General features: G+C 37.6%; 21 protein-coding genes. All 21 read right to left on the bottom strand.

Translation table 11 applies throughout. The annotated features are described in order from the left end of the window. Window positions 1-184: 184 nt before the first annotated feature. Window positions 185-628, bottom strand: coding sequence for a YaiI/YqxD family protein (locus LIZ98_RS11550; protein ID WP_041846558.1), 444 nt, complete (start codon window positions 626-628; stop codon window positions 185-187). A gap of 190 nt (window positions 629-818) precedes the next feature. Beyond that, window positions 819-1,118, bottom strand: a complete 300-nt coding sequence (locus tag LIZ98_RS11545) for a hypothetical protein (RefSeq protein WP_227092319.1) — start codon at window positions 1,116-1,118, stop codon at window positions 819-821. Between the two features lie 47 nt (window positions 1,119-1,165). Continuing rightward, a complete protein-coding gene (locus tag LIZ98_RS11540) occupies window positions 1,166-1,423 on the bottom strand; it encodes a hypothetical protein (protein ID WP_227092318.1) in 258 nt (85 codons plus the stop codon). Between the two features lie 189 nt (window positions 1,424-1,612). Further along, window positions 1,613-2,848 carry a competence/damage-inducible protein A gene (locus LIZ98_RS11535; RefSeq protein ID WP_227139106.1) on the bottom strand — a complete coding sequence of 412 codons (1,236 nt, stop codon included), beginning with the start codon at window positions 2,846-2,848 and terminating at the stop codon, window positions 1,613-1,615. Window positions 2,849-2,921: 73 nt separating this feature from the next. Next, window positions 2,922-3,500 carry a CDP-diacylglycerol--glycerol-3-phosphate 3-phosphatidyltransferase gene (gene pgsA, locus LIZ98_RS11530; protein ID WP_034769896.1) on the bottom strand — a complete coding sequence of 193 codons (579 nt, stop codon included), beginning with the start codon at window positions 3,498-3,500 and terminating at the stop codon, window positions 2,922-2,924. Between the two features lie 117 nt (window positions 3,501-3,617). Beyond that, complete coding sequence (locus LIZ98_RS11525; RefSeq protein WP_227092316.1) at window positions 3,618-4,514, bottom strand: helix-turn-helix domain-containing protein; 897 nt, start codon at window positions 4,512-4,514, stop codon at window positions 3,618-3,620. Window positions 4,515-4,531: 17 nt separating this feature from the next. Continuing rightward, a complete protein-coding gene (locus LIZ98_RS11520; RefSeq protein WP_227139107.1) occupies window positions 4,532-5,353 on the bottom strand; it encodes a DUF3388 domain-containing protein in 822 nt (273 codons plus the stop codon). A 303-nt stretch (window positions 5,354-5,656) separates the two neighbouring features. Next, entirely contained in the window at window positions 5,657-5,914 is a 258-nt protein-coding gene (locus LIZ98_RS11515) for a DUF3243 domain-containing protein (RefSeq protein WP_034769894.1), read from the bottom strand. Between the two features lie 168 nt (window positions 5,915-6,082). Beyond that, on the bottom strand, window positions 6,083-6,814 hold the full coding sequence (gene ymfI, locus LIZ98_RS11510) for an elongation factor P 5-aminopentanone reductase (RefSeq protein WP_034769892.1): 732 nt from the start codon (window positions 6,812-6,814) through the stop codon (window positions 6,083-6,085). A gap of 121 nt (window positions 6,815-6,935) precedes the next feature. Beyond that, on the bottom strand, window positions 6,936-8,228 hold the full coding sequence (gene yfmH, locus LIZ98_RS11505; RefSeq protein WP_227092315.1) for an EF-P 5-aminopentanol modification-associated protein YfmH: 1,293 nt from the start codon (window positions 8,226-8,228) through the stop codon (window positions 6,936-6,938). Between the two features lie 4 nt (window positions 8,229-8,232). Then, window positions 8,233-9,495: an EF-P 5-aminopentanol modification-associated protein YfmF gene (yfmF, locus tag LIZ98_RS11500; protein ID WP_227139108.1), complete on the bottom strand. Its 1,263-nt coding sequence runs from the start codon at window positions 9,493-9,495 to the stop codon at window positions 8,233-8,235. A gap of 181 nt (window positions 9,496-9,676) precedes the next feature. Further along, window positions 9,677-10,639 carry an ABC transporter permease gene (locus LIZ98_RS11495; protein WP_034769887.1) on the bottom strand — a complete coding sequence of 321 codons (963 nt, stop codon included), beginning with the start codon at window positions 10,637-10,639 and terminating at the stop codon, window positions 9,677-9,679. Between the two features lies 1 nt (window position 10,640). After that, window positions 10,641-11,687: an ABC transporter permease gene (locus LIZ98_RS11490; RefSeq protein WP_227092313.1), complete on the bottom strand. Its 1,047-nt coding sequence runs from the start codon at window positions 11,685-11,687 to the stop codon at window positions 10,641-10,643. Between the two features lies 1 nt (window position 11,688). Beyond that, window positions 11,689-13,257, bottom strand: coding sequence for an ABC transporter ATP-binding protein (locus tag LIZ98_RS11485; protein ID WP_108897967.1), 1,569 nt, complete (start codon window positions 13,255-13,257; stop codon window positions 11,689-11,691). A 324-nt stretch (window positions 13,258-13,581) separates the two neighbouring features. Next, entirely contained in the window at window positions 13,582-14,703 is a 1,122-nt protein-coding gene (locus LIZ98_RS11480) for a BMP family lipoprotein (RefSeq protein WP_108897966.1), read from the bottom strand. A 392-nt stretch (window positions 14,704-15,095) separates the two neighbouring features. Then, on the bottom strand, window positions 15,096-17,393 hold the full coding sequence (locus LIZ98_RS11475; protein WP_227139109.1) for a DNA translocase FtsK: 2,298 nt from the start codon (window positions 17,391-17,393) through the stop codon (window positions 15,096-15,098). A gap of 426 nt (window positions 17,394-17,819) precedes the next feature. After that, on the bottom strand, window positions 17,820-18,035 hold the full coding sequence (locus tag LIZ98_RS11470) for a YlzJ-like family protein (protein ID WP_041846571.1): 216 nt from the start codon (window positions 18,033-18,035) through the stop codon (window positions 17,820-17,822). Further along, window positions 18,032-18,775, bottom strand: coding sequence for a ClpP family protease (locus LIZ98_RS11465; protein WP_152641481.1), 744 nt, complete (start codon window positions 18,773-18,775; stop codon window positions 18,032-18,034). Before LIZ98_RS11465 ends, LIZ98_RS11470 begins: the two co-directional genes overlap by 4 nt. A gap of 104 nt (window positions 18,776-18,879) precedes the next feature. Next, window positions 18,880-20,541, bottom strand: coding sequence for a ribonuclease J (locus LIZ98_RS11460; RefSeq protein WP_227139110.1), 1,662 nt, complete (start codon window positions 20,539-20,541; stop codon window positions 18,880-18,882). A 556-nt stretch (window positions 20,542-21,097) separates the two neighbouring features. After that, window positions 21,098-21,976 (bottom strand): 4-hydroxy-tetrahydrodipicolinate synthase, encoded by an 879-nt coding sequence (dapA, locus tag LIZ98_RS11455; protein ID WP_041903258.1) that lies wholly within the window; start codon window positions 21,974-21,976, stop codon window positions 21,098-21,100. 5 nt (window positions 21,977-21,981) lie between these two features. Further along, window positions 21,982-23,259 (bottom strand): aspartate kinase, encoded by a 1,278-nt coding sequence (dapG, locus tag LIZ98_RS11450; protein WP_041903256.1) that lies wholly within the window; start codon window positions 23,257-23,259, stop codon window positions 21,982-21,984. Window positions 23,260-23,587: the final 328 nt, after the last annotated feature.

Raw genomic sequence — 23,587 nt, 5'->3', positions numbered from 1 at the left:
TAGCAAGTTTTTCGGCTCAAAACGGTGACGAGATCAAAGCTCGTCGCCAAAATAAAGCTCTTTTCTTCTCAAAATGACGGCGAGAACGGGGTTCGTCGCCAAAAAAGTTGATTTTCCATCGCAAAATGGTGACGAAAACACTTATCGTCACTGCAAAAGTTTACATAATAATATTATTGTAAATTTAATTTATCGCTCTAAGACAAAGTTCCGTTAATGCTTGTTCAAATTTTTCATCGTTTTCTTTTTGACGCTTCTTCGGGCCTTTTAATCTCCCGCCTGCACGCCTGATTTTTTGTGAGGTATACCTGAATTCCAAAAGTTGTCCAATATTTTCAGACGTATATTCCCAACCGTTTTGATTGATGGCATACCCCTTTTTTGCAAGGACCATTGAGGCAAGACCATAATCTTGCGTTACAATAATATCTCCTTTTCGGACATGATTGACTAACTTAAAGTCCACCGCATCCGCCCCTTTGGAGACAATAATTGTTTCCGCCTCGGGGCGATCAATTGCATGGGATGTATCACAAAACAGCAAAACCTGTAAGCCAAATTGTTTTGCCACTTTTATTGTTTCATCAATGACAGGACACCCGTCAGCATCGACTAATACTTTCGGCAACACATTCTCCACTTCTCAACATTCCTTTTTGTTAAAAATGAGACCACTAAAAAATGCAAAAATTCATAAGATCGCCCGTCAAACACCATACCTAGTTCTATTCATGTGGTCTACCCCACTTGTATATTGTGTAAGTATACTTATTTAAATTGATTTTCACTGGCCTTGTTAAAAATAAAAAAATCGTCTCTCATAACAACGGTCGCATATCGCATATTGGTGATGAAAGGGAAGCTTTTTCCCGCATATTGGGTCTCTCTTCCATATCCTTTTTTACTTCGAGTGCGATTTTGTACCGAATATGAATGTATAGTTTTTTTGCATTGTTACTAAGCCATTGTTCAGCCAATTCTTCAAGAATCCTTTCTTGCTCCTCACGCATGGCTTCCAGCTTTCTTTCTTCTTCTCCTTTTAGTTGCATCTTTTTAATTTCAAAAAACTTTTTCTCCCATACAGCGACCGGAATTGTATCATTAAGCCATTGTTCCACATCAAAGGTATATGCATCCTTTATCTCACTTTGAAATAATTTTTTAACTAATTATTATCTGCACTTTCAAATTGCACACCTTTTTCAATCAAATACTGCTTCCGTTCCTTAATCGAGTATGCCCCTTGCACAACATTTACCCATATATTTTGCCAAATCTGTTGTAAAAAATTATTGCGATCATGATAATATGGATCAAGTGTTGGCAAATCATCAAGCCGTTCAAAATAACGATCAATATCTTCAATAATTTTGCTTTGAACTTTATTTACCGCTCGATTGTACAAGCTCTTCATTTTATCCATATTCCCTTCACCCGGTTCATCAACATCGTAAAAATGAAAAATCACTCAAGACCAATTTGAGACCATATAAAAAGGACAATCCAACGTCACCGAACGGGTCAATAAGTAATCACATATTGACCCATTCAATTCCTACGCTTTCATGATTGTCCCCAGTTGATGTTCATTTTACAAATATATTAGATTCTTTTACCGAAGTTCATTTAAAATATACCAAGCGCCGGTTTTTACAGCACGGACACGAACCGTTTCTCTGTTTCCCGGCAATAAGACAAAATGACTGGCGGTAGGCTTATTCTTAAATGACACACCAATATATACTGAACCGGGTTCTTTTCCTTCCAATGAGGCTGGTCCGGCAACACCGGTAAAGCTGATTCCGATATCAGTGTCCATCAATTTTCGGACATTTTCTGCCATCTCCATCGCACATTCTTTACTGACGACACCATAAGTTTCAACAGTGTCCTGATTTACGCCAAGTACATTTATTTTTACTTCAGGGGAATACGATACGATCCCGCCTTTAAACCATTTGCTGACACCGGCAATGGATGTCACTTCTTCCTGAAACAGTCCGCCCGTTAAACTTTCAGCTACCGAAAGTGTCATGTTGTTGCTTTCAATCAAATTGCCCATTTCTTTGATAATCGTTGTTTCATCATATCCGTAAAAATATTCACCCACCCGCTCCATAATTTTTGCTTCTGTCTCATCCAGTAACCTTCTTCGTTCAAGATCTGAGGGATGTTTAGCTGTAAGCCGCAATGTCACTTCGCCATCAGAAGCGAGCGGGGCAATAGTCGGGTTTGTCTGCTGATCAATGAAATCTTCCAGCGCATGTTCCAGAGTTGATTCACCAATACCAAAAAATCGTAACACACGAGATTCAATTCGATCAATGGATTCCAGCCGATTTAGGATTGCTTTCATACCATAATTTGAAAACATCGGTTCCATTTCACTAGGAGGACCGGGAAGTAGCATATAGATAATTTCATTTTTTGTTAACACCATTCCCGGTGCCATTCCGGTATCGTTTGGCAAAACCTCCGCATGTTCAAAAACAAGTGCTTGTTTCCGATTATTCGGTGTCATGGTAACATTCCGTTTTCTAAAAAATTCTTCTATCGAGCCAAGAGCCGCTTCATTATGGATGAGCTTCACTCCCAGATGATTGGCAATGGTTTCTTTTGTTAAATCATCTTTTGTAGGCCCTAAGCCACCCGTAAATATAATTAAATTGGAACGACTTTCGGCAATTTCCACCGCTCTTTTCAACCGCTCGGCATTATCCCCAACAACCGTATGGAAAAATACATTTACCCCAATACCGGCCAATTGTTGAGAAATAAATTTTGCATTCGTATTAGCAATTTGGCCAAGTAATAATTCAGACCCAACTGCAATAATTTCACCATTCAATTTGAATCTCTCCTTTGCCGAAAAAAATCATGTATCCTTCTTACTCAGAAATTTCACACAGACCTTTTGCGGATTATTTCGAATTTGTGAATACATGTTTATTTTTGACGAAATAGTCAATCCCGGACCATAAAGTAAAAAATGTCGCTACATACAAGGCAAGATCGGCAAAAGGAAAATTTGCATATGAAAACGGAACATTCTTTAATAATAACGCAACAATAGCGATAATTTGCGTCCATGTTTTTATTTTTCCCAACATGTTGGCAGCTACAACTTCTCCACCACCGGCTAAAATAAGGCGCAGACCGGTAACCGCGAACTCCCTACTGATAATGATAATGACAATCCAAGATGGCGCCATGCCTTGTTCAACCAAAATAATAAATGCTGATGATACTAACAATTTATCAGCTAGTGGATCAAGAAATTTTCCAAGATTGGTAACCAAATTATACTTTCTAGCATAATGTCCATCGATCCAGTCTGTTGTTGAAGCAATAATGAAGATAATCGTGCCAATAAATTCTGATACCGGTATAAGTACGCCTCCAAAATTAAATGTGCCCCATGGAAAATCTATAACCATTAGAATAACAAATATAGGAATTAATAATACGCGTAAAAAAGTAATTCGATTAGGTATGTTCACTTTTAAAGACCCCCATTTAATTTAACTGCTGCTAATTGTTTGTTTGGCAACTTGGAAATTTCTACCTAACTATTTTATATGAATAGAAGAAAATAGTCACTGTAAAATGACTATTTTCTATTCTCCCGTTTTTTCATATTGAATAATAATGTTTTGTACATTAGCAGCTGTCGGAATGTCCAGTTTTTGATCGTTCACATAAATTTCTAATGCAGGTGCATAACCGGTTTTGATTCTTATTTCCGTTTCATTTGTTAAGTCGAGGGTTTGCGGGGCAGCTTCCGTTATCGTCGCATTTAACAGTTGTTGATTATTTGCATTTTCAATTCCTACCCACGATTTTCCTCCATTTATAACCTTTAAGTTCAATTGAAATTTATCAGCATTCGTTAATTTATATGTAGTTTTATTCCCTTGTGTTGCTACAACTGCTATATTCTGTGTTTTTTCAGGTTCTTTTTTCTCCTGCTTTTTGTCATTTTTTTGCTCTGTTTCTTTTTTGGTTGATTCTTCATCCGCTTTTTCCGTTTTATCGTTTTTTGGCGGTGTTCCAGACTCGGCATATTCAATAGCTTCATTATTTTGCTTATCGTTTACTGCGGTTTTTGCATCATTATTGCTGACTGCTTTTTGAATAAAAAACCAAGCCAAAACGATAATCCCGATAATGACCAAGGTGATGATGATCCTTGGTAACATCTCCAGAAATTTTGATACACCTTCGTCAGGTTTTCGTGTTCCGCTGCGTGACAATGGTTCCGCTATTTGTTCTTCGTAAACGGACGGGATTTCATGTTTATATTCATCAAACAATGCCTCCGGATCAAGACCAACCGCTTCCCCATATTGTTTGATAAAAGCACGCACATAAAATTTTCCGGGAATGGAATCGTAATTACCTTCTTCAATATCTTTAAGATATCGTTTTTGGATCTTTGTTATATCTTGTAAATCATCCAATGTTAATCCTTTTGCTTCACGCGCTTCTTTCAATCGATTTCCTAGTTCCGTCAATGGTAAACACCTTCCATTTATTTATAATCAAACCCATCGATACTATTTCCGGAAAATAGATTTTGCCTATCTACATTATAGATGATTTCTTCGCCCGGTTCATTTCTCAGCTCAATAATATAATCAAAATCTTCCAACCTGTATTCTGAATTCGCCACGAATAAATCAGGATGCTCAATAACTTTGATTGCCGGCAACCTCATGATTTCCCGGATAAGCTGCCAATGTTTTTCATTTCCTCTTCGAATGGAAACAGCACCATCAATGATATACACATACTTATCGCTGTACTCCCCTTCAATCAAATTATTTCTGATTGTTTGTTTCAATAAAGTAGAGGATACAAATAACCATCTTTTGTTAGCTGATACACTGGCCGCAACAATAGATTCGGTTTTTCCCACTCGGGGCATTCCCCGAATCCCTATTAACCGATGATCTTCTCCTTTAAAAATTTCACTCATGAAATCCACTAACAAGCCAATTTCGTCACGAATAAAACGAAAAGTTTTCTTATCATCTGCGTCTCTTTGTATATAACGTCCATGTCGAACCGCCAGTCGGTCCCGTAATGTCGGTTCCCTTAGTTTGACAAGATTAATTGTTTCCATTGTTTGCAAAATCAATGCCAACCGTTCGATTTGATGTTTTGTCGATAAAATGAGAAGTCCCCTTGAACCTTGGTCAATTCCGTTTATGGTTATGATATTGATCGATAGCATCCCCAATAATGAAGAGATATCTCCAAGTAAGCCGGGTCGATTTATTTTGATCTCATATTCTAAATACCACTCTTTTTTCTCCTCCATATGAACCTCACACGAATGAAATTTTTTCATGAACTTCTCACTAATAATAATAATATATGATTTTACCGAGATATGAAAGGAAGTACAGCAAATTTTTATAAACTTAATTATCTGAATTTATCTTTAAGTAGGCTAAAACGTCCGAGCCTTTAGGCAACTTATGACATGTAGTTCACCGAAAAATATAATTTTTTTGGCTGCGATGTATTTCTGCAAAGCTATCCTTGTATACTTATATTTAAAACTTTAAATTTTCCCACTACGTCAAATTCGTATCCTTGCTGGAAATTTCTATTTTCTCAAAGAATGAAAAAGAGAGGTTAAATCCCCTCTCTATTTCGAACTGTTATTTTGAACTAATTTCACCATGATGTTGGCGATTGCTTGCTGTTCCTGTTCATCTGCAACTGACCAAAGATCTGACAGTACTCGTTCCTGTTCATTTTTCGGATCAACTTGATTGGCTAAGTAATCTCCAATTTGGTAAGCCAAGTCAGTAATAACATTTTGATCTAAACCGGCATCTTTTGCTTGGTTTAGTCGGTCACCTAGAAAATTCTTCCATTCATCCCAGTTATGCAAAACACTCATTTGTCTGGAACCTCCTTTTTCATATTCAATACTATTTTGCATAAACTTATGGAAAATATACGATGAATCTTTTCAAGCAACAAATATTTTTTTGTATGTACCTATAAGATATTTTTAATATGCTAGAGTTTCGTCGATTAATTGGTTTTCTAAGGTGCGAAACTCAAATCATATATACCAACCTCCGTTTACGGCCAAAACTTGACCGGTTATATAGGAAGCCTCCTTTGACAATAAAAAACTGACAGCATTGGCCACATCTATGGGACTCCCTAATCTTCCCATCGGAACCTCATCTGTGACGATGTTTAAATCTTCTTCACTAATATTTTTCAACATTTCTGTTTGGATCGCCCCCGGTGCAACGACATTTACCCGAATTTGACTTGGTGCAACCTCTTTACTTAAAGCTTTTGCAAAACTGATTTGCCCCCCCTTCACCGCCGAATAAACCGTTTCACAAGAAGCACCGGTCTGCCCCCAAATGGAAGAAATAAATATGACCGAACCTGTTTTTCTTTGGATTAATTTTGGCAGTAAATTTTTCGTAATCATTATCGGAGCATATAAATGAAGCGATATCAGAGCTTCAATTTCTTCTGGCAACATATGCGTAAGTAATTTTTGAACAGCATTACCGCTATTATGAATTATTCCGTCGATTTGATAAATTTCATGGCAGAGTTTGGTTATTCCTTCCTCTGAGCGCAAATCAGCTTGAACCGGGATAAATTCGCTATTCGGATAAAGTTGAGTCAATTTATTCAGCATCTGTGTAATTTTTTCTTTATTTTGATGGTAGTGTAAATATAGAGAATATCCTTGCTGCGCTAATTTGGTACTTATGGCGCTTCCTATGCCGCCGCTTGCACCAGTAACTAAAATAAAACGTTTTTCCATCCTATCTCCTTCCCTCACATTGAACGGTGAAAAAATAAGTGCCGGGTACTACAACCAGACAAATCCGAAGAATACATCTCAAATGTAGAAAGATTGGGGAAAGTAACCCCAATCTTTCTTTCTAACTATTTTTAGGCAAAACTTTGCAAACGGTTAAACGGTCATCAGCAATTAAATCATTGGCCACTTTTTTCACATCAGAAAATGTAATTTCCTCCAACATTGGTACGACCTTAAATAAATCCATTTCATTGAAAGCATACCTTGTAAATTGGTTGGCAATATACTCCGGTGAATTTAACGCCCTTAAAAAACTGCCGATTCTATTTTTCTTTACTCGTTCAAGTGCTTCTTCGGAAAGATTTTTTGCGGATTTCGCTTTTTTCAAAATGGAAGTAAGTTTTTCCTGCAATTGCTCAGGTTCTCTCGTGTCGCCGCCAACCAATGCAAAACTAAAACTTTCTTCTTGCGTATAGTCATATGAAAACGAGTCATCAATAAGCCCCGCATCATACATTTCCCGATAATTTTCGGAACTTTGATTGAATAACAAATCCATTAACAATTGGGTCGATAATTCATTTTTTAACATTGTATCGCCCTTTTGGTTTGTGTAATTTCCCTTGATACCGACCATTATTTTTGGCGTTTGTACATTCATATGGAGGACTTGTTCCTTTTTGGCAACAGTTGTAGGTTCCTCTGCAAACTTTCTTTCAATTTCCGGTTGATCCGTAAAAGGTTTTTTTGCTTGATTATCTTTTATAAAATTCATCATTTCTTGAGGATTGACCGGTCCAACGACAAATAATAGCATATTGCTCGGATGATAAAATGTATGATAGCACTCATACAATAAATCTTTCGTTATCTTTGCAATGGAGTCAATGGTTCCGGCGATATCAATTTTCACAGGATGGTTATGATACATATTTTCAATCGCTCCGAAATAAAGCCGCCAATCCGGATTATCATTATACATTTGAATTTCTTGTCCGATAATACCTTTTTCCTTTTCGACCGTTTTTTCAGTAAAATATGGTTCTTGAACAAAATTAATTAAAGTCTCTAAGTTTTCTTTTACATTCGTCGTCGATGAAAAAAGGTAAGCTGTCCTTGTAAAGGATGTAAAGGCGTTGGCAGATGCTCCCTGCTTGCTAAATTGACCAAAAACATCGCCATCTTCTTTTTCAAACATTTTATGCTCAAGAAAATGGGCAATCCCGTCCGGTACAAGTTTTAAATCTTTTTGACCAAGCGGTACAAAATAATTATCAATCGAACCATATTTTGTCGTAAATGTCGCAAAAGTCTTGTTAAATCCTTTTTTCGGTAAAATATAAACATCTAATCCATTGGTCATTTTCTCATAATATAACTCTTCATCCAGCTGATCAAATAGCAGTCTTTCCACAGTTTTACGCCTCCAATCCTGATAAGAAATAAATGGTATCCAATTGAATCTTTTCGCCAACCTGTATAATATTCTCCTTGGTGACGTTTGCAATCTTTTCCTTCCAAACTTCTTCTGAAACATTGGTACCGCTGATAACATTATGGTAAAGAACTTCAACAAGCCCTCGTGAGGTATCTAAAGTTTCCAACATTTGATTTTGGATAACCGCTTTTGTTTGTTCGATATCTGCTTCAGTAAAATCGCCATTTTTCATTACCTGTAACTGTTCTTTAATAATTGTGACAGCTTTTTCATAATTTTTCGTTTCAATACCGGTCATGACTAACATTAAACCTTTATGACTCTCAAGCTGACTGGCAGCGTAATAGGCCAAGCTCGCTTTTTCACGAACATTAATAAACAACTTCGAATGGGGAAAGCCGCCAAATAAACCATTAAACACCTGTAAGGCAAAATAATCATCTTCACCATATCGAGTATTTGTTCTTAAACCCATATTTAACTTTCCTTGAGCGACATCCTGCTTTTCGATGATGACATTTTCTTTTACCCTTTTACTAATATTCGTTTGTTCTATTTTTTTAGGTGTACGGCTTTTTAATTGAAATTTTGCTTGACAGGACTGAATGACTTCTTCTTCAGTAAAATCTCCGACGATATATAAATCCAATTCATCCGAAGAGAGCGAATCTTGATAATAGCTGTAAAGTGATTGAGCAGTGATTTTGTCAACGTCTTCCAAAATGCCATTCACAGGTATAGCATACGGTTCATCTTTACACATTTCTTGTATCAATCTTAAGTTTGCATAACGCATTTTGTCATCATTGACTGCTTGGATCCGCTGTTTTAATGTACGTTTTTCTTTCGCGACAATCTGTTCGTCAAATGAATCATTCGCGGATCTCGGATTAAATAAAACATCCGCAAGTAGTGTTAAAGCTTTATCTAATAACGGTTCCGATTGCTTTAAAAACTTTTCGTTGGCTACTTCCATCGTTATGGAAATAATATGGTATTCTCCCTTTTTTTGCAAATCGACAGACAAGGTGGCACCGTAAAGATTTTCCAAATATGTTCTAAGTTCTGTAAATGACGGGTATGTATTGGTGCCGCTTTGTAATACATAGGGAAGAAGTGCCCTTGTCGTTGCATATTCTTTTTCAATTGGTGCCTTCATTTTAAATACAATCGTGTTTGTTTTGTACTTATCTGTCTTGACTAAATGCAATTTTACACCTTGATTGTCAATAACCTTTTCCATTATTTTCCTCCTATTCTTTCCATATGAACTCCTATTCTTTAATCATTTTATCCCTCTTTCCACTATACATGTGTATATTTTATAATTTCAAGTTTACAGTGAATTTTTTCGAAAAGATAATCCTTTCCTAAATGGAAATAGAGCCCCACCTGATTGGTAGGGCTCGTTCCAAAATGGCTTTTTATCTGCTGCCTTTAATATAAGGTGTATTTAATGCTTTCGGTGCAACAGATTTTCCGATAAAACCGGCTACAGCCAAGATTGTTAATACATAAGGTAAAATATACAAATAAACGGTTGGAATGTCTTTAATAAATGGAATGCTCGGACCGATTGTGCTTAAACTTTGGGCAAAACCGAAGAAAATGGCTGCACCCATCATCCCTAACGGATTCCATTTACCGAAAATCATTGCGGCAATCGCCATAAACCCTTGACCGCTAATAGTCGCATGGCTGTAATCAAGCGTAATAGATTGAGCGTAGATGGCTCCACCGATACCCCCTAATGCACCACTAATCATAACACCGATATAACGCATTCTGTTCACTTTAATCCCCATTGTATCGGCTGCAGTCGGATGCTCACCTACAGAACGGAGGCGAAGACCAAACGGTGTTTTAAATAAAATAACCCAACCGACAATCGCTGCAAGAATGGCCAAATAAGAAGTTAAATAAACATTTTGGAAAAAGATTTTACCAATAACCGGGATGTTTTCTAAAACCGGGATGTCAAAACGAGTTATTGCATCCTTAACCATCGGTGTTTGGCCTTTTCCTTCAAATAGTTTCTTTACAAGGAATATTGTTGCCCCAGCAGCTAGCATATTCAAGGCTGTACCGGCTATAATTTGATCAGAACGAAAGGTAACTGACGAAATAGCTAATAAAGAAGAAAACAAGCTTCCGACAATCATTGCGATCATAATGGATACAAAGACAGTTGCTCCACCAAAGATATCATGTAAGAAAAGATTAGATATAATTCCGGTAAAGGCACCAATTTGCATAACGCCTTCCAATCCAATATTGGTAACGCCCGACCGCTCCGTAAAAACGGCACCTAATCCAGTGAAGATGAGAGGAGCTGCATAAAAGATCGCATTATAAAAGATGAAAGCAATTGTATCAGTCAGACTCATCCTACTTCACTCCTTTCTTTTTCGAAAACTTTTCATAAAGCCATTGGAATAAGTACCCACTCGCAACAAAGAAAATAATGACAGCAATAATAACCGAAATCATTTCTTCAGGAATTTGAGCAGGTGGATTTGGCATATTTAGAGATCCATACTTTAACGCACCAAAAAGAATTGCCCCGAAAACAACACCAATCGGATTGTTGCCGCCAAGGACCGCCACCGCAATTCCGTCAAATCCAATTCCTGTCATGGCCGTTTTTGTTGAAACATATTCAAATGTTCCGAGTCCTTCCATGGCACCCGCCAAACCGGCAATGAAACCGGAAATAACCATAGAAATGACAATATTTCTCGGAACATTCATACCGGCATATTTAGAAGCATCTTGACTGAATCCGGCAGCTTTTAATTCATACCCTAAGGTTGTTTTCTCTAAGATAAACCAAATGATAATGACGGTAAGAATAGCAATAAAGATCCCGCCATGCAACCGCGAATATTGTGTGATCTCTTCAAAAAATGGAATTCTAAGAGATGCTGTTTGCGCTATCTGTTCGGTTGTGTCCCCTTTTGCAATTGACCGAATTAAAGCATTGGTAACATGGAGAGCTGTATAGTTTAACATAATTGTCACGACAACCTCATTAACTCCCAGTTTTGCCTTCAAAATTCCCGGTATAAACGCCCAAAAAGCACCGGCTAAACCTGCAGCTAAAATTGCTAAAGGAAGATGAATATAAGCAGGTAAATCAAAACTAATTCCGACATAAACCGCTGCAAACCATCCGACGATTAGTTGACCTTCAACACCGATGTTAAATAATCCTGTTTTGAATGCAAAGGCGACGGCCAGACCAGCTAAAACATAAGGAGTTATTTGCCGAATCGATTCACCTATAACATAAGAGTCCCCAAAAATTCCATCCCATAACTGTGCATAACCGACAATCGGATTATAACCACTAATGGCAATAATCACTGCACCAACCAGTAATCCTAAAATAACAGCCAAAACCGGTATTAAAATCGGTGTCCATCGTTTTGACATGTTACTCCTCACCTTCCTTCTTAACAGCCTGGTCTAACATTTGCTGATGATTATCTCTATCCACTTTATGACCAGCCATCAATAAACCAAGTTCTTGTTCATTTGTTTCTTTCGGATTGACGATATCTAAAATTTGACCATCAAAAATAACAGCAATGCGGTCGCTCACATTCATAACTTCATCTAATTCAAAGGATATGAGAAGAACCGCTTTTCCGTTATCTCTTTGTTCAATTAAGCGCTTATGAATAAATTCAATTGCTCCGACATCAAGACCCCTTGTCGGTTGTGCAGCTATGAGCAAATCGGGATCTCTATCAATTTCTCTACCAATAATAACTTTTTGCTGATTTCCGCCTGATAAAGCACGGGCGGGTTCATACGCACTTTGGGTACGGACATCGTATTCTTCAATTAATTTATTTGCATAATTATAAATTTCACGATTTTGTAAAACTCCTATTTTTGAAAATGGTTCATGATAATAGGATTGCAATACAAAATTTTCTCCGACTGAAAAATTAAGAACAAGACCATGACGATGTCGATCTTGTGGTATATGTCCAAGTCCTGTTTCAGTAATCTTTCGCGGTTTCAAATTTGTAATATCTTTGCCGACCAATGTAATGTTCCCGCTTTCAACACGTCTTAGTCCGGTAATCGCCTCAATTAACTCCGTTTGACCATTTCCATCAACACCGGCAATTCCCAAAATTTCTCCACGGCGAACAGATAAATTTAGATTTTTTACTTTATCCACCCCGCGGTAATCTTTTACTACAAGATTCTCAACTTTTAATACTTCTTCTTTTGGATTAGCCGGTTTTTTTTCTGTTTTAAATACAACATCACGACCAACCATTAAACTCGCTAATTCAGTAGGATTTGTTTCAGCAACGTTTAATGTTTTTATTGCTTTTCCACGACGAATAACGGTAACACGATCGGCTACTTCCATAATTTCTTTCAATTTATGTGTTATTAAAATAATTGATTTCCCTTCACTAATCAGTTTTTTCATTATATCAATCAGTTCCATGATTTCTTGTGGTGTGAGTGAAGCGGTCGGTTCATCGAAAATAAGAATATCGGCCCCGCGATAAAGTGTTTTGAGAATTTCAACACGTTGCTGCATGCCGACAGAAATATCCGCTACCACTGCATACGGGTCGACTTCAAGACCATACAATTCTGAAAGGCGGGTAATTTCCTCCGCAGCCGATTTAATATCAATTGTTCCAGCGCCGTGCTTCGGTTCTTTCCCTAATATAATATTTTCCGTAACGGTAAACGTATCAACTAGCATAAAGTGTTGATGAACCATTCCAATCCCTAAATCATTTGCCACGTTCGGGTCTGTTATTTTAACAGACTTTCCTTTAACGCGAATTTCCCCTCCATCCGGTTGATACAATCCGAATAACACATTCATCAATGTTGATTTTCCGGCGCCGTTTTCACCTAAAAGGGCATGAATTTCCCCCTTTTTTAATTGCAAGGTAATATTGTCATTCGCCACAAAATTGCCGAATACCTTGGTAATATTCAACATCTCTATAACATAGTCCATATTCAAACCCCCTAGCAGAGCATTTTTTTCATATCTTTCTCGCTTGTCAGGACTTTTAGTGACAGCTCTCGTTTACTCGAAAAAATGGCAATTGGTAGAACCCAATTGCGACTATTCACCTTCCTTTACTTTTTTTATAGCAGGAATAATAGAAAAGCAAACAAAATAGTCCAAAAAAGATATAAAAGGCATACATAAAAAGCTTCAATTAAATAGTGATGTAATTAAAGCTTTTTATGTATCGCTTTTTAACAAGATGGATACAGTAGGAAAAACCCACTGTATCCAATATTATTATTTATAAACTTTGATGAAAACCGAAAGTTATGGAGTCACACCTAGATCTTTCAAGAAACTCTCCATATCTTCTTTTGTTCCCGGAGGTGTAACATCGCCATTAATAATTTTTTCCTTCCAGTCGTTAACGGCCGTTAAGGTTGTTTCAGATAAATGGTCGCCTGTAGTGGACAATTCAACACCTTTATCTGCCAAGCCATACGTAACAGTCGTTCCACCTGGGAATTTACCATCCATAGACTTTTGGGCAATGTCTTTAACAGCGAGATCCACACGTTTTAAAGCAGATGTTAAAGTAATATTATATTCCTTCCCATCCACTTCAACGGTACCTTCATCATATTGGTCACTGTCAACACCAATTACCCATACATTTGCATCCGGGTTTTGTTGCTTTCTTTCTTTTGCTTCAGCAAACACACCGTTACCGGTTGCACCTGCAGCATGGAAAATAATGTCTGCACCGTTGGAATAGATTTGGTTTGCAGCAGATTTTCCAAGGTCAGCCTTGTCGAAAGCACCGGTATAGTTTACTTGCACCTTAATGGATGGATCAACGGATGCCACACCAGCTCTAAATCCAGCTTCGAACCTTGTAATAACATCACTTTCCATGCCGCCGACAAATCCAACGTTTTTCGTTTTTGTTTCCATTGCAGCAGCAACCCCGGCAAGGAAGGCAGCCTCTTGTTCTTTAAACATAATGCTGACGACGTTGTCTTTTTCAACAACAGAATCAACGATACCAAAATGAACATTTTTACGTTGATCGGCAATTTCACCAATTGGTTTTTCCAATTTAAAACCGATACCGAAAATTAAATCAAAGTTACGACGAGCTAATGCATTTAAGTTCGATACATAGTCTGCATCTGATTTCGATTGCAAATAATCGTAACCGCCATCGCCTTTTTTAAGATTGTGTTCTTTACCAAAAGCCTGAATTCCTTCCCAAGCGGATTGGTTAAAGGATTTATCATCGACCCCACCAACATCGGTTACCATTGCAACGGAAAAGGACTCATCATCTTTACCGCCATCTTTGGCTCCTTGATTATTATTTCCTTCATCTTTTGAACCGCAGCCACTTAAAACAAGCCCTGAAAGAAGAAGGAGTGAAAAAAGAATAGAAAGTCTTTTTTTCTTCATGAGAAATCCCCCTTAAAAATTTTTAATAGAGCATATTGTGAAAATGGTTGCCTACCTTTATTCTATGAAAATTTTCCTATTTTATAAAAATTATTCTCGTAAAGCACCTTTTTCACATGCCGCTATTAACTAAGTTAAATATAGCACGAAATATTTAAAATAGGAATACGAACTTTAAATTTAACAAAAAAAACTTGTGAACAAAGTATGAAAACCTTATCATTTCGACTTTGTCAAGGTATAAAAAATCAATTTGATATTTTCTAAATGTTAACCTACAAGTAACTCACGAACATTTTTCCAAAAAAACTGTATAGTATTCGATATTGTCATTTTTCAAAAAAATAGGGACCAGGGAAAGAGCCCCGGTTTTTCTATCATTTTAAGAAAGTTTAAGATGTTTTCATGTCATCTTCACCCGGTTTTGCAATGAGCACCGCTCTCGGTTTACTTCCTTCATAAGGTCCTACGATTCCCCGTTTTTCCATTTCATCGATTAAACGTGCAGCTCTAGTATAACCAATTCGAAATCTTCTTTGCAGCATCGAGACGGAAGCGGTTTGCATTTCGGCAATTAATTGTACCGCCTCATCATATAATTCATCATCGACTGTTTCTTCTGTTTCAACAACTTCATCCGGAATCATCTCTTCTTGATATTGTGCCTTTTGCTGTGAAATAACAAAATTGACTACTTCCTCGACCTCTGAATCGGATAAAAACGCACCTTGAATCCGGATCGGTTTTGACTGACCAACCGGCAGGAATAACATATCCCCCCGCCCAAGAAGTTTTTCTGCCCCACCCATGTCCAAAATCGTTCTGGAATCGGTTTGTGAACTTACGGCAAATGCAATCCGGGAAGGGATATTTGCTTTAATAACACCGGTAATCACATCTACAGAAGGTCTTTGTGTAGCGATAATTAAATGGATGCCGGCTGCCCGAGCCATTTGAGCAAGTCTGGTGATGGCATCTTCCACATCCGACGATGCAACCATCATTAAGTCGGCAAGTTCATCAACAATAACGACAATAAATGGTAGGAGCGGTTGTTTTTCACCGGTTTCAAGATTATGACGGCGAATAAAATCATTATATCCTTCAATATTTCTTGTTCCGGTTTGGGAAAACAGTTCATATCTTCGTTCCATTTCATTTACTACTTTTTTCAATGCTTGGGCTGCTTTTTTCGGATTGGTAACGACCGGTGCCAGTAGATGAGGTACACCATTATACACATTTAATTCCACCATTTTTGGATCGATCATCATTAATTTGACTTCGTGGGGTTTTGTCCGCATTAAAATACTGGTAATAATTCCATTAACACACACACTTTTTCCTGAACCGGTTGCCCCGGCGATTAAAAGGTGCGGCATTTTATTTAATTCAGTCAGTACAGCTTCTCCGGTAATATCGCGGCCGAGACCAATCAATAATTTTTTATCGATTTGATCATAACTGCCTTCCAATACTTCTCTCAAAGATACTACTGCAATTTCTGAGTTAGGTACTTCTATACCAATTGCCGATTTACCGGGAATGGGGGCTTCCATGCGAATATCTTTAGCGGCAAGTGCCAGTGCAATATCATCTGTAAGTGAGATGATCTTACTTACTTTCACACCGATATCGGGATGAACCTCATATTTGGTAACTGCAGGTCCAATATGTACTTGGGTTACCCTCGCCTTAACACCAAAACTTTGAAATGTCCGTTCCAATTTCGCAGCATTGGAATGAACAAATTCATATTCATTACTTTGATCCGTCTGTTTCGGTAATTTTAATAAGGACAATGGTGGTAATTGATAATCGACATTTTCCACCTCGGAAAAATTCATTGGAACTTGTGTTATCTCATCATCGTCATTTTCTTCAACAGCTGCTTTGTCATGGGTAACATCATCACGATATACTTTCTCGGCAAAATTAGAAATAATCGGCTCTTTTCCGGGTATTGTTTCATTAACTTGCTCATGTTTGTTGCCGACTTCCGAATGTTCGGGTTTCTTCTTTCTTTGATTGGCCTGCTTTCTTTTTGGTTTCGACCGCCAGTTATTCACGTCATTTTTAACACTTTTCCACATATCTCTAAAGAAGGACATCATCTTTGAAAAAAACGTATGTAAAATGTCTCCGAATGATTTACCGGTAAGTAAAATAAATCCGATCATCATCGATATAAAGGCAATGATTTTCGCCCCTGTTTCCTCAAATAATAAAAAACAGACAGAAAATAAAAGAGCTCCAATCATCCCTCCGCCTAAATCCGTAGAACTTACTTCACCTCGTAAATCCATCCAATACAATTCCCAAGTATTTACAAGAACGCTAGGTTTATTAAAAGGCCCCTGACTGGAAAGCAATTCAAACAATTTTACATGGCTTAATAACAGGACTGCTGCAAAAATTAAATAAGTACCAATTAATTTTCTATGAAAAAAGTTGGGCCAGCTTCGTTTCCAGATTAAATAACAGCTTAAAAAGATTCCCGATAAAGGTAAAATAATAAACCACTCGCCTGCTAAAAAACGGAAAAAACTTACCAGGCCAAGACCTACTAAACCAAGGTGTAAGATGGCAATAATAGATAAGGCCAAAATAATAAAAGCGCCCACTTCAAACTTAATTGTTTGTTTCAACTTCATTTGTCTTTTTGTCTTACGTTTTTTTCGTTTTACCATAAACCGTCACCTAAATCATAAAGATAGCAGCCTTTATTTGGCTGCTGCTTGTATTTTTCTTATTATATCATAAGTAAGGGCAAGAATAATAGACACCGGCCTTTTTAATACGTTAAGAAAGTATAAATTTCCAGCAAAGAAGCGAATTCGACGTAGTGGGAAATTTTAAGAATTAAGTATAAGTGCATAAGGAAAGCTTCAATGGACAACATCGCAGCCGAAAAAATTTTATATTTTTTCGGTGAACTAGAGAAGCTTCGGTAGCATTACCTCGCAAGCGAAAATGTATTTTCGCTGACTACGGCTTTGCCATCGCCTAAAGGCTCGGCAGTCGCCGAGTTTTCTTTATCGTTATAAGGATAACAATACTGGCAAACAGCCGTTAAATACGTTTTATTGTCTGGCTGCGGGCGCTCTGCACTTTTCTTATTGCCAATAGGAAATCCTTGCCCCCGGATAAATGTCCGTTTGTAAATAATGATTCGGGTTTGTACTTAAAATTTGTTTTACTTGTAAATCCGTTTCATTCATTACTTCTACGATTAGCGGTATTCCGTTATAAACAACGAACTTGTCCCTAGTTTGGGAAGATTGTCCCTCCTGAAAAATTAATTCAGCCGGTATTAGTGTATGTAAAATCACTGGACAATCCCCTCCTCATTTTTCCGTTCTAATTCGATTAATTCATTTAATTTCGCCATTGCCTGTCCGATGCCTCCCACTTCATTGATCAATCCATACTCTACTGCATCTGTCCCAATCACATTGGTCCCTATATCACGAGTTAAATTTCCTTTGGCAAACATCAGATCTTTAAAGGTTTCCGCTTTTATTTTCGAATGTTTCGTAACAAAACTAACAACGCGATCTTGCATTTTATCCAAATATTCAAATGTTTGCGGAACACCAATGACAAGACCGGTCAAGCGAATCGGATGGATAGTCATCGTCGCTGTTTCAGCAATAAAACTGTAATCCGTACTTACAGCAATTGGCACACCTATTGAATGACCGCCACCCAATACAAGGGAAACGGTCGGTTTCGATAAGGATGCGAGCATTTCTGCAATGGCTAAACCGGCCTCTACATCTCCTCCAACTGTATTTAAAATAATCAGTAACCCCTCAATTTTTGGATTTTGTTCAATCGCAACAATTTGTGGAATGACATGTTCGTATTTCGTTGTTTTATTTTGCGGCGGCAGCTGTAAGTGCCCTTCTATTTGACCGACGATTGTTAAACAATGAATATTGGAATCATTGGACAAACTAGGGACATTCGTTTGTCCAAGTTGTTGAATTTTTTCCATCAATGGAGACATCGGTGCTTCTGTTTTTGGAATCTCCTTTTGCGGGTTCTCTTGTTCTTGATTGTACTTCATATTCATAAACGAAACTCCTTCCAATCGTGATACGTATAGTATGAACGACAATTACAATTTCATGCGAATAGAAAGACGTTCCGTTTCAATAATTAAAATAACTGTTATACTTCCATAATGATTGGAATGATCATTGGTTTTCGTTTTGTTTTACTAAAAAGGTAACTATTTAATGATTCTCGCATTTCTTGTTTTATATTGGACCATTCAAAGTTATGGAGTTTTATGTTCTTTGTAACAATATCTTTTACCATTTTGGTTACCTGTCCCATTAATTCTTCTGATTCCCTAACATAAACAAAACCTCTTGAAATAATTTCAGGACCGGAGACAACTTTCTTTTCGTTCCTATTAATTGAGACAACAACAATTAAAATCCCATCTTGGGAGAGCACTTTTCGATCACGTAATACGATATTGCCGACATCACCTACACCGCTGCCGTCAATTAATATATTACCGGCAGTGACACGACCGTTTTGCCTAATTTGGCCATTTTTTATTTCAATTACATCCCCTTTTTCCGGTATAAAAATACAATCACGATCAACCCCCATCTTCTCGGCAATATTCGCATGTGCTTTTAACATTCTATATTCACCGTGAATGGGGATAAAAAATTTCGGTCTCATTAAATTAATCATTAATTTCAATTCTTCTTCCCGACCGTGTCCACTTACATGCACTTTTGGACCGATAATGACATTGGCACCGGCTCGAAACAGCATATCAACCGTCCGGATTAAAAATATTTCGCCACCACGATGGGGAGAAGCTGCAATTAAAACCGTATCATTCTTTTCGATTTGGAGTAGTTTATGAGATCGTTTAACCATTTTTTGGAGTGCTTCCAACGGTTCACCTTGATGCCCGCTCATCAGAATCGCAATTTCATGGGGCTTATATTTTCCCATATCTTCATAGCGAATGATTAAATCTTCATGAACCTCCAAATACCCTAACTGTTGGGTTATTTGAAACACATGCTGCAACGTCTTACCAACAATAACCACTTTTCTGCCGGATTGGAAACTGGCATTTAACAGTCGTTGGATGGCATTGACGGATGATGCATAGCACGCGAAAATAACCCGCCCCTCTGCTTTTTCAAAAACTTCTTCAACTGAATTTTCTACTTGTACTTCTGACGGGGTATAGCCGACTTTCTCAGCTTCCGTACTGTCGGAAAGTAAACAAAGAACCCCTTTTTCACCGATCTTCGCCATTTTGTTAATACTTGCACGGTATTGTTCAGTAGCACTTTGGTCAAATTTAAAATCACCGGTATAAACAATCGATCCGTTTTCCGTTTCAATTTGAATACCTACTGAATCAGGTATACTGTGATTCACCCGAAAAAAGGAAATATTGGCATGTGTAAATGAAAGACGAGTGTTCTCATCAATTTCACGGAATTCATATGGTAATCGACTATTTTTTTCTTGCAATTTCTCTTTCGTTAAAGCAAGTGTCAACTTTGTCCCAAATATTGGAACAGATAATTTGTCTAAAAAGTAAAGAAGTGCACCGGTATGATCTTCATGTCCATGGGATAAAAAGATGCCGCGTAATCGGGTTCGGTTTTCCAACAAGTAAGTAATATCCGGAATCACAATATCAATTCCAAACATTTCATCTTCGGGATACATTAAACCGGCATCGATAACAAATAAATCATCTTCCACCTCGATCACGTACATATTTTTACCAAGTTCTCCCACTCCACCTAAAGGAATGATTCTGATTTTTTGTGTTGTTTTGTTCAAATAAAACAGCCTCCTGTTAGTATATAATAAAATAAATAATTTTCAGCAATTAAACCAACCAAACTACCTTTTTGGATGATTACCACGAGAAATTTCAACTAAATTTCATTGAATCTTATGTATTCAAACGCAAAATATTGTACTTTGCTCGTTAGGTTTTTAAAATGGGGGGAATATATCAATTATGTATTTTTATCATAACTTTTTCATCGATTGTTTACAAATAACCCGATGAAAAAGTTATCCTGTCTTCATTCCACTGCAAAATTTTTTGGACTTATTTCATTTTATCATAGTTTACTGATTCCAATATGAATATAATAATCGGGACACCCGATTGTGAAGAGGTCCTAAGTTGGTTTTTGTTCATTGATCCAACTAAGAACTTTCACATGTATGGATGTCCCGTAATTTTAACATATTTTGATCGAATAAAATTGATTGTACCAAAAAGTATATTTTCTAAAAAATTTATGCTTAGAATCAATATTTCTTCAAACTATACAGGTTGCACATGATCCTTTGTGAAAATGATTCAGAAAATTCTTTTTAGGTATTAATGATCAAGCGTCTTTAACAATTCTGCCAATTTATTCCGTTCCTTTTCTGTTAGTGGAACAAGAGGCAAACGGACGGAACCGACATTTAAACCTTTTAATTGTAATGCGGTTTTTACCGGAGCCGGACTAGGGGCGGCAAACAATCCTTTCATAATTGGCAAAAGCTTTTGATGCCATTTTGCTGCCTCTGTAACATTTCCCGAGAAAAACGCTTGAATCATTTGTTGCATTTCATTCCCAATGATATGCGCAGCAACAGAAACAACACCGACACCACCGATGGAAAGAGTCGGCAGCGCTAAACTGTCGTCCCCACAATATAAAACGAAATCATCCGGCGTATTTGCTATGATTTGAGTCATTTGCACAAGATTTCCGCTCGCTTCTTTCACCGCTTTTATGTTTGGGACTTCGCTCAAACGGATGATTGTTTCCGGCTCAATATTAACTGACGAACGACCCGGAATATTATAAATCATAACTGGTAAACTCGTACTTTCGGCAATTGCCTTAAAATGCTGATACAAACCTTCTTGATTCGGCTTATTATAATAAGGAGCAACGAGTAAAATGGCATCGACACCAATGTCCTCGGCTTTTTCCGTTAATTCAATCGAGTCCCTTGTGTTATAGTTACCGGTCCCGGCGATAACAGGAACTCGTTTATCAACTACGTTTACAACATGTTTAAATAATGCCGCTTTTTCCTCAAAAGTCAAAGTCGGTGATTCACCGGTTGTACCTGAGATGACAAGCGAATCACTGCCATTTTTCAGCAAATATTCAACCAAATGTGATGTTTTTTGAAAATCAATATTCCCTTTTGCATCAAAAGGAGTAACCATCGCGGTAGATACTCGTCCAAAAATGCTCATTTTCTTCACTCCTTCATTTTGTTTATAAATGAGCTTTTTTCATCAATCGCCTCAACATCGATTTCGGCTTTTTCCAGTTGAAATGCATCATGAAGTGCATTGACCGCTTTTTTTAGATCATCTTGTTTTACTAATACCCAGATTGTTGTATAACTGTCAGCCGATTGTAAAATTCGAATCCCTTGATTTGATAATGCCGTTACGATTTTCGATGCAACACCAGGTACGCCGGTAATTCCTGCGCCAACGACCGACACCTTTGCACAATGTTTTTCTAAATATGGTTCATATCCTAATAATTCCAGAGTTGCTTTCGCTTTATCGGCCATATCGTCACTCACTGTATAGACGACATCATTCGGTGATATATTTATGAAATCTACCGAGATTTGCTCCGAAGCCATCGCCTTAAATACTTCTACCTGTAAATTAAATTGACCTTTTTTTGCAAATACTTTTATTTGCGTTACGTTGGAGACATGGGCGATTCCGGTGACTAATCTTTCCTTGATATCCGTTCCCCGTTTTATTTTTGATAACTTTGTAACCAATGTCCCTTTTGCATCTGAATAAGTGGAGCGCACACGAATTGGAACATCTGCTTGCATAGCGATTTCTACTGCTCGCGGATGAATGACTTTTGCCCCTTGATAGGCTAAATTGCTCACTTCATTATACGTAACAATATCTAGAGGGCGAGCCTTTTCAGTCAGTTTTGGATCAGCTGTCATGACTCCGGCTACATCTGTAAAAATATCGATCCAATCCGCTTGTAACGCTGCCCCCAATGCTGCTGCAGATGTATCACTACCACCGCGTCCAATCGTTGTCACATCGCCATTAACGGTTATTCCTTGAAATCCGGCAACCACAACGACATCATGAGATTCAAGTTCCTTTAATAACCGGGTCGTATCCATTTCGACAATTTTTGCATTTGTAAAATCATCGTTTGTACGGAATCCCGCTTGAGCCCCGGTTAATGAAGCAGCTTTGATCCCGTTTTCCAGCAACATTTCTGTAAAAACTACTGACGAGATTACTTCTCCACATGACATAAGGATATCTTGTTCGCGCTTTGATACTTTTGTATTTGAACCGCCGACAAGGGAGAGCAAAGTATCTGTTGCATAAGGGTCGCCCATTCTTCCCATGGCGGAAACAACGACAACCGATTTATATCCCTCTTCAATTACTTTTTTTATATGTTTTAATGCATGCAAACGGTTTTCTTCTGTTCGTACAGAGGTACCGCCAAATTTTTGTACGATAATTTTTCTCATATAACACCTCAACCAAAATAAAAGTTTTGCCAAAAGTCGTATTTAATTATTCCATCTAAACGGTGAGTTAAGACCCCCCACCTCAAGATCTTGAGATTACATTAAAGATAGGTGGGGAATGAGAAAAACTCCACTGATGGAAGTTTCACTTTATCCCGCACAAACGGTCACTAAATCTTCCTCTTAAGTCTTAAGTAAAATCAAAGATGTAAAGAGGAAGATAAGTTCCCGTAAGTGCCCGATTGGTTCAACTAACCATCAGCGGGAAGAATCCCACTGATGGAAGTTTCACTTTATCCCGCACAAACGGTCACTAAATCTTCCTCTT

It is taken from the genome of Caldibacillus sp. 210928-DFI.2.18, from assembly GCF_020554505.1.
Lineage (GTDB): Bacteria > Bacillota > Bacilli > Bacillales > Caldibacillaceae > Caldifermentibacillus > Caldifermentibacillus hisashii.
Note: the sequence above shows the minus strand (reverse complement) of the source record. Positions and strands in the feature narration are given on the sequence as shown.

Bases quoted from the DNA above. Each gene is read 5' to 3' on its own strand.
- LIZ98_RS11540 (WP_227092318.1), bottom strand. From the start codon at position 1,423: ATGGATAAAATGAAGAGCTTGTACAATCGAGCGGTAAATAAAGTTCAA.
- ymfI (WP_034769892.1), bottom strand. From the start codon at position 6,814: ATGGAAAAACGTTTTATTTTAGTTACTGGTGCAAGCGGCGGCATAGGA.
- LIZ98_RS11485 (WP_108897967.1), bottom strand. From the start codon at position 13,257: ATGGACTATGTTATAGAGATGTTGAATATTACCAAGGTATTCGGCAAT.
- LIZ98_RS11520 (WP_227139107.1), bottom strand. From the start codon at position 5,353: ATGAAAAAATTTCATTCGTGTGAGGTTCATATGGAGGAGAAAAAAGAG.
- yfmF (WP_227139108.1), bottom strand. From the start codon at position 9,495: ATGGAAAAGGTTATTGACAATCAAGGTGTAAAATTGCATTTAGTCAAG.
- LIZ98_RS11475 (WP_227139109.1), bottom strand. From the start codon at position 17,393: ATGGTAAAACGAAAAAAACGTAAGACAAAAAGACAAATGAAGTTGAAA.
- LIZ98_RS11515 (WP_034769894.1), bottom strand. From the start codon at position 5,914: ATGAGTGTTTTGCATAACTGGGATGAATGGAAGAATTTTCTAGGTGAC.
- dapA (WP_041903258.1), bottom strand. From the start codon at position 21,976: ATGAGCATTTTTGGACGAGTATCTACCGCGATGGTTACTCCTTTTGAT.
- LIZ98_RS11495 (WP_034769887.1), bottom strand. From the start codon at position 10,639: ATGAGTCTGACTGATACAATTGCTTTCATCTTTTATAATGCGATCTTT.
- dapG (WP_041903256.1), bottom strand. From the start codon at position 23,259: ATGAGAAAAATTATCGTACAAAAATTTGGCGGTACCTCTGTACGAACA.
- LIZ98_RS11480 (WP_108897966.1), bottom strand. From the start codon at position 14,703: ATGAAGAAAAAAAGACTTTCTATTCTTTTTTCACTCCTTCTTCTTTCA.
- LIZ98_RS11465 (WP_152641481.1), bottom strand. From the start codon at position 18,775: ATGAAGTACAATCAAGAACAAGAGAACCCGCAAAAGGAGATTCCAAAA.
- LIZ98_RS11490 (WP_227092313.1), bottom strand. From the start codon at position 11,687: ATGTCAAAACGATGGACACCGATTTTAATACCGGTTTTGGCTGTTATT.